Consider the following 12,851-nt stretch of genomic DNA (forward strand, 5'->3'; position numbering starts at 1 on the left):
CGCGACCGGGGTCGGAAAGTTACGTGCATTCACCCCTTCCGGTGGCGCGACGGACAACCGTCCGTCGCGCCACCGGTATATCCGCTTACGTTCTTCCCGCTGCGGGTCACCGGACCGAGGAGTGGCCGCGCTCACGGGAGATCGGGGGTGTGCTCATGCGGATCGGACTGCTCACGGAGGGTGGCTATCCGTATGCCTCGGGTGAGTCCGGAGTCTGGTGTGACCGGCTCGTCCGCGGGCTCGCCCCGCACGAGTTCGACCTGTACGCCCTCAGCCGCGACGCCCGCCAGGAAACGGGCGGCCGGATGCCGCTCCCGCCCCACGTCCGCAGCGTGCGCACCGCCGCGCTCTGGTCGGCCGAGGACGACGGGCGCTGCTACGGGCGGCGCGAGCGGCGCCGCTTCGAGGCCGCGTTCCGGGATCTCGCGAACGGCGTCTGCGCCGAGCGGGCCGTCGACGAGCGGGTCGAGAACGAGGCGGCCGACCGCTTCGCCGCCGGCCTCTACGCGCTCGCCGAACTGGCCCGCGAACACGGCGGGCTGCACGCCGCCCTCCGCTCCGAGCCGGCCGTCCGCATCCTTGAGTCCGCCTGCCGCGCACCCGGCGCACGCCGGAGCGCGGCCGCCGCCACCGTCCCCGACCACCTCGCCTTCGTCGACCAGCTGGAGCGCGCCCTGCGCCCGCTGTCCCTCGACTGGTACGGCGAGGACGCCCTCGGCCTCGCCGACCTCTGCCACGCCGCTTCGGCCGGGGCTGCGGCCCTCCCCGGCCTGCTGGCCAAACGCTTCTTCGGCACCCCGCTGCTCGTCACCGAGTACGGCGTCCAGCTCCGCGCCCACTACCTCGCCGCGACCGGCGCCCCCCTCGCCACCCCCGTACGGGCCCTGCTCGCCGCCTTCCACGGCCGCCTCGCCGGCGAGGTCTACCGCGAGGCCGCCCTGCTCACCCCCGGCAACACCCACGCCCGCCGCTGGCAGGAGCGGTGCGGCGCCGACCGGGCCAGGCTGCGCACCGTCTACCCCGGCATGGCGGCCGACCGTTTCGCCGAGGTCGGCGAGGACGAGGAGAGCGGCGACCCGGCGACCCTCGCCTGGATCGGCCGGGTCGAACCCGCCAAGGACCTCATCGCCCTGCTGCACGCCTTCGCCGAGGTGCGCCGCCGGCAGCCCGACGCCCGGCTGCGGATCATCGCCGCACCGGTGCACGAGCCCGGCGCCGCCGGCTACCTCGCGCACTGCCGCGGTCTCGCCGAACAGCTCTTCCCCGACGAGGCCGCCGGACGGCACGACGTCGGCGAGAACCCCGTCTCCTTCGAGGAGCTCGGCGGCCCCGAGGCCCCGAGCCTGGAGGAGGCCTACGCCTCCAGCGCCGTGGTCGTCCTGTCCAGCGTCGTCGAGGGCTTCCCCGTCGGCCTCGTCGAAGCCATGTTCTGCGCCCGGGCCACCGTCTCCACCGACGTCGGCGCCGTCGTCGAGATCATCGGCGGCACCGGTCTTGTCGTCCCCCCGCGCAATCCCAAGGCGCTCGCCGACGCCTGCCTCGCGCTGTTGCGCGACCCCGAGCGCCGTCACCGCCTGGGCGCCGCCGCACGCGCCCGCGCACTGGAGCTGTTCACCGTCGAGCAGAACCTCGCGGCGTTCCGCGGCATCTACCTCGAACTTCTCTCCCACGCGCCGGTCCGCCGCCGTACCGCCGAGGCCGTGCCCTTCGCGCACCCGGCCGAGGCGTACGTGCCGGGCAGCTGGGCGGACCAGCCGGTCATCGCCGCGGCCGGCACGGGAGATCCCGATGCCTGAAGGAGGCACACCCATGCGCGGCCCCGCCGCACCCACCAGCCCAGGCCCCTGGGACCCCCGCTCGGAGGCCCTGCTCCCGGCCCCGGCCGCCGTGGTCCCCGCCGGGCCCGTCACCGCGGCCGCCTCTGCCGAAGCGATTCAGCAGCCCGCCCACCAGCTCACCGAGCAGCCCGTCCACGAGCCCGCCGAGCAGTCCGCCCCCGCGCTCGGCCCGCGCGCCCCCCGGCGCGCCACCGCCGACCCGGTCAAGGCCCTCATGCACCGCCACCGCGAACTGTGCGAACAGGCCGTCGACCCCCTGGAGATCGCCGCCGGACTCGAGGCCCACGGCGTCACCGACCGCACCGCCGCCCGCTTCCGCCACCGGGACGTCTTCTCGCTCGCGGAGGAGCTGTACGCCCGCGTCCCCCGCGGCGAAGCAGTGCCCGCCCGCCCCGCCCCCGAGCCGGTGGCGCCCGGCGCACGGGCCGCGTGGGCGCTCGCCGCCTGCGCCCCCGGTGCCGTCGCCGCCCTCACCACCGCGGGGCTCGCCCTCACCGAAGGGCCGCTCCGACTCGCCGTGGGTGCGCTCGGCGCCCTCGGTCTCACCGTCGCGCTGCTCGTCGCCGTACGCGGCGGCCCCCTGCACGCCACCGGCCGCACCGCGCCCGCCGCCCGCCTCTGGACCCTCTGGCTGCTCGGCTACGCGCTGGCAGGCGACGGCCTCCTGGGGCAGCTCCTGACGGGCGGACCCGACGAGCCCCCGGTCGTCGCCACCGCCGCGGACGCCCTGCTCGGCCGCAGCCCGGTACCCGGCGGCGGCTGGCTCCTCGACACCGGGCCCCTCCTCGCCCTCGCGCTCTCGGTGGCCCCCTTCGCCTGCTGCGCCCGCCTCTTCGCCGTACGCGCCCGGCGCAGGCTCGCCGCCAGCCGGGGTCTGGACGACTTCGCCGCCGGCGTCCGCCCCCTGCTCCTCGGCACCGTCGCCCTCCAACTCGCCCTGCTCGCCGGGCTGCTCGCCCTCACCGGCTTCAGCCCCGGCGCCCTCGCGCTCGGCGCGCTGCTGCTGCTCGCCCGGCTGCTCGCCGTGCACGGCTTCCCCGAGAGCGCCGCGAACGGTCTCGCCGCCGCCTGCGCCGCCGAGGCCCTCGCCCTCGCGAGCGTCCTCGCCGCCCGCCTGCCCGGATGCGCGCTCCTCGGCGCCCCGGTCCGCGCCGCCGCCGACGCCTGGGGACCCGCCGCCGTACCCGCCCTCGCCTGTGGCGCCACGGCCCTCGCCCTCCTGGCGCAGGCCACCACCGCACTCTCCCGGGCCTCGGCCCACGCCACCACCCAACCCTGAATCCTCCATGGGCCCGGCGCACCCGCGGAGCCGACGCCGCGGGCGTGCCCCCGCACATGGACCATCCCAAGGAGACGAAAGAGACATGACGCCCCAACTCCGCCCCATGGCCGGTCGGCACGAAGGGGCCGCACGATGAGGGTGCTGCTGCTCGGAGCCAACGGATTCATCGGCCGGTTCGTCGCCGACCGGCTCCTCGCCGACCCGGCGGTCCACCTGACCGCCCTCGGCCGCGGCGACGACGCCGACGTACGGTTCGACCTCGCCAGCGGCAGCCCCGGCGCGCTGACCCGGTTCCTCGACGCCGTCCACCCCGGAGTCGTCGTCAACTGCGCCGGCGCCACCCGCGGTGGCGCCCGTGACCTGACCCGGCACAACACCGTCGCCGTCGCCACCGTCTGCGAGGCCCTGCGGCGCAGCGGCTGCGGCGCCCGCCTGGTCCAGGTCGGCTGCGCCTCGGAGTACGGGCCGAGCCAGCCGGGGTCGTCCACCGCCGAGGACGCCGTGCCACGGCCCGGCGGCCCGTACGGCGTGTCCAAGCTGGCCGCGACCGAGCTCGTCCTCGGCTCCGGTCTGGACGCGGTCGTACTGCGGGTCTTCTCGCCGGTCGGCCCCGGCACCCCGGCCGGCTCCCCGCTCGGCCGGCTCGCCGAGGCGATGCGGCGCGCCATGCAGGCCGGCGACGGCGAGCTGAAGCTCAGCGGCCTCGGCGTGCAGCGCGACTTCGTGGACGTACGGGACGTCGCCCGCGCCGTCCACGCCGCATCGCTCTCCGCCGCCCAGGGCGTCGTCAACATCGGCACCGGCCGGGCGGTCAGGCTCCGCGACGCCGCCGCCGTGCTCGCCCGCGTCGCCGGGTACGCCGGCACCCTCCACGAGCTCGACGGGCCGCCGCCGCGCTCGGTCATCGGCGCCCCGCGCACCGAGACCATCGCCGAGCAGCTGGCCGCCGCCCCCTACCCGTACCCCGACGGCTGCGGTCCGTGGCAGCAGGCCGACGTCCGCACCGCCCGCGACCGGCTCGGCTGGCGGCCGCGGATCAACCTGGAGGAGTCGCTGGCCGACATCTGGATGGAGGCGGCATGCCGCATCTGACCGCCACCGGGGCGCTCACGCAGATGGGCATGGGCGTCCCCGGGTACGCGCACCCGCTGCTCGCGCCCGTCGAATGGGCCGAGCTCACCCGCCCCGGCACCCCCGTGCACTGGGCCGTCCTCAACGTCGCCGAGGGGCCGGGAGACCGGCCCGACCCGCACTGTCTGGAGGCGGCGGGCAGGCTGCGCAACGCGGGGGTCAGGGTGCTCGGCCACATCGACCTGCGGCACGGCTCGCGGCCCTTCGCCGAGGTCGTCGCGGACGCCCGGCGCTTCCTCGACTGGTACAAGGCCGACGGCTACTACCTGGACCGCGCGCCCGTCGACCGGGCCGACCTGCCCGCCGTACGACGGATCTCGGCCACCCTGGAGGCGCTCCTCGACGGCGAGGCGGGCCCGTCCGGCGCGGCGGCGGGCGTGGCGGGCGCGCCGGGCGCCGCCGGGGACGGCAGGGCCCATCTCGTCCTGGGCCATGGCGCCCACCCCTACGCGGGATACGCGGAGGTGGCCGACCAGCTGGTCACCTTCTCCGGCACCTGGGCCGACTACCGCTGGTCGCAGGTGGCGGAGTGGACGGCCGACCACCCGGCGGGGAAGTTCGTCCACCTGGTCCACGGGGTGCCCCGCATGCACCTGGAGGAGGCCCTGCGGATCGCCCGCTGGCAGGGGGCCGCCACGGTCTTCTTCACCGACCGCAGGGGGCGGCCGGGACAAACCGATCAATTCCAGACGCTGCCCGGCTACTGGGACGAAATTGTCTCGCGTATCGGACGGGGTGTCTCGGAATGAGAAGGGCCATGGCACTGTTGTCGACAGAACAACCGTACTGACTTACCGACCAGCTGCATTGATGAGGTCTCCGTGACGCTGCCACCCCTGGTCGAGCCGGCTGCCGAGCTCACCGTGGACGAGGTCCGCAGGTACTCCCGCCACCTGATCATCCCGGACGTCGGGATGGACGGGCAGAAGCGGCTCAAGAACGCGAAGGTGCTCTGTGTGGGCGCCGGCGGTCTCGGCTCGCCGGCCCTGATGTACCTGGCCGCGGCCGGTGTCGGCACGCTCGGCATCGTGGAGTTCGACGAGGTCGACGAGTCGAACCTGCAGCGCCAGATCATCCACAGCCAGTCCGACATCGGCCGCTCCAAGGCCGAGTCGGCGCGCGACAGCGTCCTCGGCATCAACCCGTACACGAACGTGATCCTCCACGAAGAGCGGCTCGAGGCCGAGAACGTGATGGAGATCTTCGCCCAGTACGACCTGATCGTCGACGGCACGGACAACTTCGCGACGCGCTACCTGGTCAACGACGCGTGCGTGCTCCTGGACAAGCCGTACGTCTGGGGCTCGATCTACCGCTTCGACGGCCAGGCCTCGGTCTTCTGGGCCGAGCACGGCCCCTGCTACCGCTGCCTCTACCCGGAGCCCCCGCCGCCGGGCATGGTCCCCTCCTGCGCCGAGGGCGGCGTCCTGGGCGTGCTGTGCGCGTCCATCGGCTCCATCCAGGTCACCGAGGCCATCAAGCTCCTCGCCGGCGTCGGCGACCCGCTGGTCGGCCGCCTGATGATCTACGACGCCCTGGAGATGCAGTACCGCCAGGTCAAGGTCCGCAAGGACCCGGACTGCGCGGTCTGCGGCGAGAACCCGACCGTCACCGAGCTCATCGACTACGAGGCCTTCTGCGGCGTCGTGTCCGAGGAGGCCCAGGAGGCGGCGCTCGGCTCGACGATCACTCCCAAGCAGCTCAAGGAGTGGATCGACGACGGCGAGAACATCGACATCATCGACGTCCGCGAGCCGAACGAGTACGAGATCGTCTCGATCCCCGGCGCCCGCCTGATCCCGAAGAACGAGTTCCTGATGGGCAACGCCCTCCAGGACCTCCCGCAGGACAAGCGGATCGTCCTGCACTGCAAGACGGGTGTCCGCAGTGCGGAAGTCCTCGCCGTGCTCAAGGCCGCGGGCTTCGCGGACGCGGTGCACGTCGGCGGCGGCGTGATCGGCTGGGTCCACCAGATCGAGCCGGAGAAGCCGGTCTACTGACCGCAGCCACGCCGCGGCAGCTCCGCGCGTACGGGGAAGGCCCGGACCGCCAGACGGTCCGGGCCTTCCCCGTACCTTCGTCCTCAGGAGCAGGTCGTCCCGTACGCGGGCACCTTCCCGTCCACGAGATACGCGTCCACCGTCTTCGTCACGCACGCCGAGGAGCCGTACGCGCCGTGCCCCTCGCCCTTGTTGGTGACGAGCACGCCGACACCCTCGCCCAGCTCCTTCGCCATCCTCTCGGCGCCCTCGTACGGAGTGGCCGGGTCGCCCGTCGTGCCGACGACCAGGACCGGGCCGGCGCCGGGCGCGCTCGCGTCCGAGGTCTTCGCCTCGCCCTTCACCGGCCAGTTCGCGCACCAGCCAGCTGTGTCCCAGGCGAGGAACTCGCCGAAGACGGGGGAGAGCCGGCGGAACTCCGGCAGCAGCGCACGGGCCTGGTCGACCGTCGGCCGCTCGGCGGAGTCGGCGCAGGAGATCGCCCGCTGGGAGTGGGACTGGGTCGCGTAGTGGCCGGACGCGTCACGGTCGTTGTACCAGTCGGCGAGCTGTAGCAGCTCCGCGCCCGAGCCCTGCTCCGCCTTGGTCAGCGCGGTGGTGAGCAGCGGCCAGCTCTGCTCCGAGTACAGCGGCATGACGACACCGGTGAGGGCGAGCGAGTCGGTCAGCCTGCGCTCGCCCACGGCCAGCGGCTTCTCGTCGAGCCGCTTGACGAGCCGGGCGATCCGCTCGGTGCCGGCCTTGGGGTCCTGGCCGGTGGCCTTCAGGTAGTTGTCGAGGGCGCGCTGGAAGCCGACCGTCTGGTTGCGGGCGTGCCCGACGGAGTCGGCGGTCGGGTCGACGACGGCGTCGAGGACGAAGCGGCCCACGTTCCGGGGGAAGAGGTGGGCGTAGGTGCCGCCGAGCTGGGTGCCGTAGGAGATGCCGAAGTAGTTGAGCTTCGCGTCGCCGAGGATCTGCCGGACCAGGTCGAGGTCGCGGGCCGTGTTGGCGGTCGTGGTGTACGGCAGGACCTTGCCGGAACGGCTCGCGCAGCCCTTGCCGAAGGAGGTGGCGTCCTGGACGAAGCGCTGCTCCTCGGCGGCCGAGTCCGGGGTGTAGTCGATCGTGGCCTCGGCGGCGGCCTGCTCCTTGTCGTCCCGGCAGACCACGCCCGCGCTGCGCCGGACGCCGCGGGGGTCGAAGCCGACGAGGTCGTAGCGTCGGCCGAGGGCGCTGTACTCGGTGGCGGCACGGGGCAGGATGTCGACGCCCGAGGCGCCGGGCCCGCCGAAGTTGAAGAGCAGCGAGCCGAGCCGGCCGCTCTTGTCGCCGGCCTCCTTGCGGATGAGGGCGACGGGGATGGTCGCGCCACCCGGCTCGGCGTAGTCGAGGGGGACCTGCACGGTCGCGCAGCGCCAGGCGGAGCCGGGCTTCTCGCCGCCCTCGGGGGCGGCGCAGCTATTCCAGTCGGGCCGCTGGCCGGTGAGCGAGGCGGGCAGGCCGGAGCCCTTGGAGTCGCCGGTGGCCGGGGGAGCGGTCGACGGGGCGGGCGTACCGGACCCGGTGGTGCCGCCGGACTGCGTACAGCCGGTGGCGAGCAGTCCCGCGAGGGCGACCACCGCCATACCGGCCCGCCTGCGTATGGACGTGACTCTGGACGCGCTGGTCATTGGGCAACCCCCCGTGTCTGCGTGCGGACCGCCATCGTAGGCGGCGGCCCGCGGGCTCCTGGCAGACGGCCGCGCCGGCCGACGGCCCGGGCTACTGGCAGACGGTCCCGGAGGCCGGCACCTTGCCGTCGAGCAGGTAGCCGTCGGTGGCGGCCTTCACGCACTTGCTGCCGCTGCTGTACGCGCCGTGGCCCTGCCCCTTGTACGTGAGCTCCACGCCGACTCCCTTGCCGAGGGCGTCCACCATCGCCCCGGCGCCCGCGTACGGGGTCGCCGGGTCGCCGGTGTTGCCGATGACCAGGATCGGGGCGGAGCCGGCGGCCGCGACGTCCGGGTGCTCCCAGGCGCCCGGCACCGGCCACTGGGAGCAGCTCGCCAGCGCCCAGCCCATGAAGTCGCCGAAGACGGGGGAGGCCTCGCGGAACTCGCCGAGCCGCTCCTTGGCCTGGCCGAGGGTGTAGCGCTCCTTGAAGTCCACGCAGTTCACGGCGGCGTTGGCGGCCTGGATGTTGCTGTAACTGCCGGTCTGGCTGCGGCCGTTCATGGAGTCGGACAGGGCGAGCAGCAGGGCGCCGTTGCCGCCGTCGGCCTCGTCGAGGCCCTGCTCCAGATAGGGCCAGAACTCCTTGGAGTACAGCGCCTGCGCGATGCCGTTGGTGGCCTGGGTCTGGGTGAGCTTGCGCTCGCCGATGCCGGCGATCGGCTTCTTGTCGAGCTCGGCGAGGAGGCCGGTGATGAACTCCTCGATCTCGGCCACCGACGAGCCCGGCAGCGCGCACTCGTCGGCCCGTTCGACGCAGTCCTCGGCGAAGTTGTCGAGCGCCAGCTGGAAGCCCCTGGCCTGCCCGAGCGCCCCCGCCTCGACGCCCGCCGTGGGGTCGACGACGGCGTCGAACACGGCGCGCCCCACGTTCTGGGGGAACAGGTGGGCGTAGACGCCGCCGAGTTCGGTGCCGTACGAGATGCCGAAGTAGTGCAGCTTGTCGTCGCCGAGGACCCGGCGCATCAGGTCCAGGTCGCGGGCGGCGTTCTCGGTTCCGACGTACGGCAGCCGGGGTCCCGCGTTCTTGTCGCAGCCGGCGGCGTACTTCTTCTGCGCGTCCGAGAGGGTGCGCTCCTCGGCGGCGTCGTCGGGGGTGAAGTCCAGGGCGTAGTAGGCGTCGAGCTCGTTGTCGTCGGCGCACTCGACCGGCTCGCTGCGGCCGACGCCGCGCGGGTCGAAGGAGACCAGGTCGTAGCGGGAGCGCAGGGTCTCGAAGTCCTTGGCGAAGCTGGGCAGTCCGGTGATGCCGGAGCCGCCGGGCCCGCCGAAGTTGAAGACGAGCGAGCCGATCCGCCGGTCCCGGTCGCGGGCCCTGGCCCGGATGAGGGCCAGGTCGATGGTCTCCCCGTCGGGCTTGGCGTAGTCGAGCGGCGCCGCCATGAACGAGCACTCCCAGGGCGCCCCGTCGGGCAGCGGCGACGGCGCGGGCCCGCCGCCCTCCGCCGCGGACGGCGGCAGACAGGGCGACCAGGACAGCTTCTGCGCCGCCAGCCGGTCGAGCCCCGTGGGCCCGCTGGTCGCGGGGGCCGCCGTACCGCTCCCGCTGTCGGAGCACCCGGCGGTGACGAGCAGGGCGGCTGCGGTGAGCAGGGCGGCACGCTGAGCGGCGGAGGTCGGCATGCACCCATCGTGTGCCGGGGGGCTGCCCGCCGCGCGGGACGGAGGTCCATGCGGGTGGCGCGCCGCCCCCCCTACAGCGCCTCCCGCTTCGTCAGCCAGTTGAAGCAGATCCACCCCGGCAGCACCGGCAGCCACAGCGTCAGGATGCGGTACAGCAGGACCGCCGGTGTGGCGACCTCCAGAGGGAGGCCGACCGCGACCAGGCCGAAGGTGAGCGCGCCCTCGACCGCGCCGACGCCGCCGGGGGTCGGGGCGGCCGAGCCGAGCGCGTTTCCGGCGAGGAAGACGACCGCCACGCTGGCGTAGCTGAGCGTGGTGTCGCCGTGCCCGAAGGCGCGGACCGACGCGTCGAGGCAGAGCACGAACGCACCGGTGAGCAGCAGCATGCCGCCGATGCCGGTGATCAGTTTCATGGGCCGCTGGAGCACGTCCAGCATGCGCGGCACCACGCCCGCGAACAGCGACCGCAGTCGCGTCGACACGAACTTGCGCATGAAGGGGATGGCGGTCACGACGAGCACGAGCACCGCGACCGTCAGGAGCCCCGCGATCACCGTCCTCGACGGCGTGAACGACTGCGACTTCTCCGTACCGGTCAGATAGCCGAAGGCGAGCAGCAGCAGGATGTGCGCCCCGAGCCCGAAGAGCTGCGAGGCGCCGACGCTGGCGACCGCGAGCCCGGGTCGTACGCCCGCGCGCTGCAGGAAGCGGGTGTTGAGCGCGACGCCGCCGACCGCCGCCGGGGCGACGATCTTCACGAAGGACCCGGCGACCTGCGCCACCACGGTCCGCCAGAAGCCGACCCGCTCGGGCACGAAGCCGAGCAGGCTCATCGCCGCCGCGACGTAGCTGACCGCGGAGAAGAGCACGGCGGCCGCGACCCACTTCCAGTCCGCCTCGCTGACCGTCGACAGGGGCGTACGGGCGATCTGCGAGAGCAGGAAGTACGCGGCGACGGCGCCGGCGATCAGGCTGACGAGCGTCCGCGGCTTGATCCGCTCCAGGCGGACCGGCTCCACCGGCGCCTGCGGCCGGATCAGCAGCACCTGCTGGCGGATCTGTGCGAGCAGGTCCTCTTCGCGGGCCTCGTCCAGGGCCTCGTCGAGCGCGCGCTTCTCGGCCTTCTTGTCGGCCTGCTTCTCCGCCCGGGCGACCTTGCGGTCGGCCGTGAGGTTGGCCTCGGCGCGCGCCTCGGCCCGGGCCTGCTTGGCGGCCTCGGACGCGGCGAGGACGGCCTCGCGTTCCCGCGCCGATCGCTCGCGGGCCCGCCGCCGCAGCTCCGCCCGGGTCGAGCGGCTGAGCGCGATCGGCTGGAGCAGCGGCAGACAGTCGGCGATGGCGTCCGGGCCGAGGACCTCGACGGCCGCGGCGACGGCCCGCTCGGCGCCGACCCGCAGACCGAGCGTGGTGAGCAGCTGGGCGATGTCCATGCGCAGGACCAGATCGCCCGCGGCGATCTCGCCGCCGCGCAGATCCGTGAGGATCACCTTGCCGGAACGATCCACCAGAATCGCGTCCCCGGCGAGCCTCCGGTGCGCGATCCGGCGCGACTGGAGCGCCTTCACCTGGCGCCAGGCGCTGCGCACCAGGTCGTCGGTGATCTCCTCGTCGTCGAGCGAGTCCAGCGTCCGGCCGCCCAGGTGCTCGTACACGAGCATGACGGCGTCGGGGCCGAGCTCGGAGGTGGCGATCAGCTTGGGGGCGTTCGCGCCGGCCGCGATGGCCGCGTACGCGAGGAGCGCCTCCTGCTCGAGGGCCTGGCGCAGCGAGACGATGGAGCGGCGGGTGGTGATGGTGCGCAGGGTGATGCGCCGCCAGGCCCGGTAGAAGAAGCCGTGCGCCTGCTGCTCGCGGTCGACGACCGTGACGTCGAGCGGCGGCCCCTCCTCCAGGGTCACGATGTAGCGCCGGCCGCGGTCGCCGCTGTCCGCGGAGTCCGGCACGCCTTCGGAGCGCAGCGCCGTGACGGGCTTGAAGCCGACCCTGCGCAGGCCGGCGAGGAGGGTCTGCCCGGTGGGCCGGACATTGGGCGAGCCGACCGCGTACAGCGTCCCGTACGCGACGGTCCAGCCGATCAGCACGGTCAGGATGATCGAGAAGGCGGTGGTGTACCCGGCGACCAGCATGGTGAACGCGTCGAGCAGCAGCACCACCCACAGCACCACCCGCCAGCGCGGTCTTCGGGCCATGCCGACGGCGGTCATGTACGCGATGACCGGCGCCAGGTAGTTGTGTACGGGGTCGGTGAGCCCGCCCCCCGACTGCGGCTGCGTCAGCGCGTCCTGGATGGTGCCGGGCGCCGCCTTGGCCACCCACAGGTCGGTGGCGAGGGTGACCCCGTGCGCGAGGACGGCGGCGAGCACGCCGTCGGCGATCCGCAGCCCGTCCCGTTTGACCAGCCGTTCGATGGCGAAGGCCACCGGCACGAGCAGGACGGCGATGGACGAGACCAGGCCGGCGATCTTGACGAAGACGTCGGGGGCGCCGCCGGCGCCCTTGTTGATGTCCTGTTCGAGGCCGGAGGTCGTGCCGTGGGCGAAGGCGGCGATGGCGAGGACGACGGCGATGGCGAGGACGCCGATGAGCAGCCGCATCAGGTCCGACGGCCGGTGGACCCGGGCGGCGAGCAGCGGCTCGTCGCCGGAGACCCGCTCGGGCAGGTTGGGCTGCACCTCCCCAGGAGGCTGGATGTCGTGCCCCTTCCCCATCACCCTGTCCGTCTCTGCGTGCCGCGTCGTTGTCGCTGTGCGTTGTTCTTGATCTCGTATCACCAGTCACCGCCCGCACGATGGTGGCACGAAGCGGGGCCGAACGGAGGCATCAGGGGGTTGTCGGTGGGGTGAGGCAGGATGAGTCGAATGGAGAGCGCGGAGCTGCCGGAGTATGCGGAACGGGTCCTTCAGGTCGCTGAGGAGATCCCGCCCGGCCGGGTGATGACCTATGGCGACATCGCCGAATGGCTGGGCGAGGGCGGACCGCGTCAGGTCGGCCGGGTCATGGCGCTGTACGGCGGGACCGTGCCCTGGTGGCGCGTGGTGCGGGCGGACGGCGCGCTGCTGCCCGGACACGAGCGACGCGCCCTCGGTCACTACCGCGCGGAGGGCACCCCGCTGCGGGAGGCCCACGGCGGCGCCGCGATCCGCCTCGACATGCGCCGGGCCCGCTGGGACGGTGCGCCACCGGACCCCCAGGCGTGACGGCGCGCAGGGCGGGGGACGCCGACGGCATCGCGTAACGTCGAAGCTCGCGTCTTTCACCCGTACACCCACCAGCAGGACCGGCGAC

The 12,851-nt window shown here is 73.9% G+C and carries 9 protein-coding genes; 6 read left to right on the plus strand and 3 right to left on the minus strand.

Going from position 1 to position 12,851, the window contains the following annotated elements:
• Positions 1-155 precede the first annotated feature (155 nt).
• The 5 genes from ACIGEZ_RS12590 (at position 156) to moeZ (ending at position 6,251) form a co-directional block, all read left to right on the plus strand.
• Entirely contained in the window at positions 156-1,796 is a 1,641-nt protein-coding gene (locus ACIGEZ_RS12590; protein ID WP_399829480.1) for a DUF3492 domain-containing protein, read from the plus strand.
• A 13-nt stretch (positions 1,797-1,809) separates the two neighbouring features.
• On the plus strand, positions 1,810-3,117 hold the full coding sequence (locus ACIGEZ_RS12595) for a hypothetical protein (protein ID WP_399829483.1): 1,308 nt from the start codon (positions 1,810-1,812) through the stop codon (positions 3,115-3,117).
• Positions 3,118-3,252: 135 nt separating this feature from the next.
• Complete coding sequence (locus ACIGEZ_RS12600; protein WP_399829485.1) at positions 3,253-4,212, plus strand: NAD-dependent epimerase/dehydratase family protein; 960 nt, start codon at positions 3,253-3,255, stop codon at positions 4,210-4,212.
• Positions 4,200-5,000, plus strand: a complete 801-nt coding sequence (locus ACIGEZ_RS12605; protein ID WP_399829487.1) for a spherulation-specific family 4 protein — start codon at positions 4,200-4,202, stop codon at positions 4,998-5,000. The genes ACIGEZ_RS12600 and ACIGEZ_RS12605 overlap by 13 nt, the downstream gene beginning before the upstream one ends.
• Positions 5,001-5,072: 72 nt before the next feature.
• Positions 5,073-6,251, plus strand: coding sequence for an adenylyltransferase/sulfurtransferase MoeZ (moeZ, locus tag ACIGEZ_RS12610; protein ID WP_399829490.1), 1,179 nt, complete (start codon positions 5,073-5,075; stop codon positions 6,249-6,251).
• Between the two features lie 83 nt (positions 6,252-6,334).
• On the opposite strand, the gene ACIGEZ_RS12615 is transcribed toward moeZ, so the two are convergent.
• The 3 genes from ACIGEZ_RS12615 to ACIGEZ_RS12625 form a co-directional block, all read right to left on the minus strand.
• Entirely contained in the window at positions 6,335-7,858 is a 1,524-nt protein-coding gene (locus ACIGEZ_RS12615) for an alpha/beta hydrolase (protein ID WP_399829493.1), read from the minus strand.
• Positions 7,859-7,994: 136 nt separating this feature from the next.
• Positions 7,995-9,566: an alpha/beta hydrolase gene (locus ACIGEZ_RS12620; protein ID WP_399829496.1), complete on the minus strand. Its 1,572-nt coding sequence runs from the start codon at positions 9,564-9,566 to the stop codon at positions 7,995-7,997.
• Positions 9,567-9,637: 71 nt separating this feature from the next.
• Positions 9,638-12,274: a lysylphosphatidylglycerol synthase domain-containing protein gene (locus tag ACIGEZ_RS12625; protein WP_399829498.1), complete on the minus strand. Its 2,637-nt coding sequence runs from the start codon at positions 12,272-12,274 to the stop codon at positions 9,638-9,640.
• A gap of 150 nt (positions 12,275-12,424) precedes the next feature.
• Between ACIGEZ_RS12625 and ACIGEZ_RS12630 the strand changes: the two genes are divergently transcribed.
• On the plus strand, positions 12,425-12,763 hold the full coding sequence (locus tag ACIGEZ_RS12630) for an MGMT family protein (RefSeq protein ID WP_399829500.1): 339 nt from the start codon (positions 12,425-12,427) through the stop codon (positions 12,761-12,763).
• The last annotated feature ends 88 nt before the right edge of the window (positions 12,764-12,851 follow it).

It is taken from the genome of Streptomyces sp. NPDC085481, assembly GCF_044541845.1.
Taxonomy (GTDB): Bacteria; Actinomycetota; Actinomycetes; order Streptomycetales; family Streptomycetaceae; genus Streptomyces.

Excerpts from the sequence above, each read along its gene's own strand:
- ACIGEZ_RS12615 (WP_399829493.1), bottom strand. The coding sequence starts at position 7,858 with ATGGCGGTGGTCGCCCTCGCGGGACTGCTCGCCACCGGCTGTACGCAG.
- ACIGEZ_RS12595 (WP_399829483.1), top strand. The coding sequence starts at position 1,810 with ATGCGCGGCCCCGCCGCACCCACCAGCCCAGGCCCCTGGGACCCCCGC.
- ACIGEZ_RS12620 (WP_399829496.1), bottom strand. The coding sequence starts at position 9,566 with ATGCCGACCTCCGCCGCTCAGCGTGCCGCCCTGCTCACCGCAGCCGCC.
- ACIGEZ_RS12605 (WP_399829487.1), top strand. The coding sequence starts at position 4,200 with ATGCCGCATCTGACCGCCACCGGGGCGCTCACGCAGATGGGCATGGGC.
- ACIGEZ_RS12590 (WP_399829480.1), top strand. The coding sequence starts at position 156 with ATGCGGATCGGACTGCTCACGGAGGGTGGCTATCCGTATGCCTCGGGT.
- ACIGEZ_RS12625 (WP_399829498.1), bottom strand. The coding sequence starts at position 12,274 with ATGGGGAAGGGGCACGACATCCAGCCTCCTGGGGAGGTGCAGCCCAAC.
- ACIGEZ_RS12630 (WP_399829500.1), top strand. The coding sequence starts at position 12,425 with ATGGAGAGCGCGGAGCTGCCGGAGTATGCGGAACGGGTCCTTCAGGTC.
- ACIGEZ_RS12600 (WP_399829485.1), top strand. The coding sequence starts at position 3,253 with ATGAGGGTGCTGCTGCTCGGAGCCAACGGATTCATCGGCCGGTTCGTC.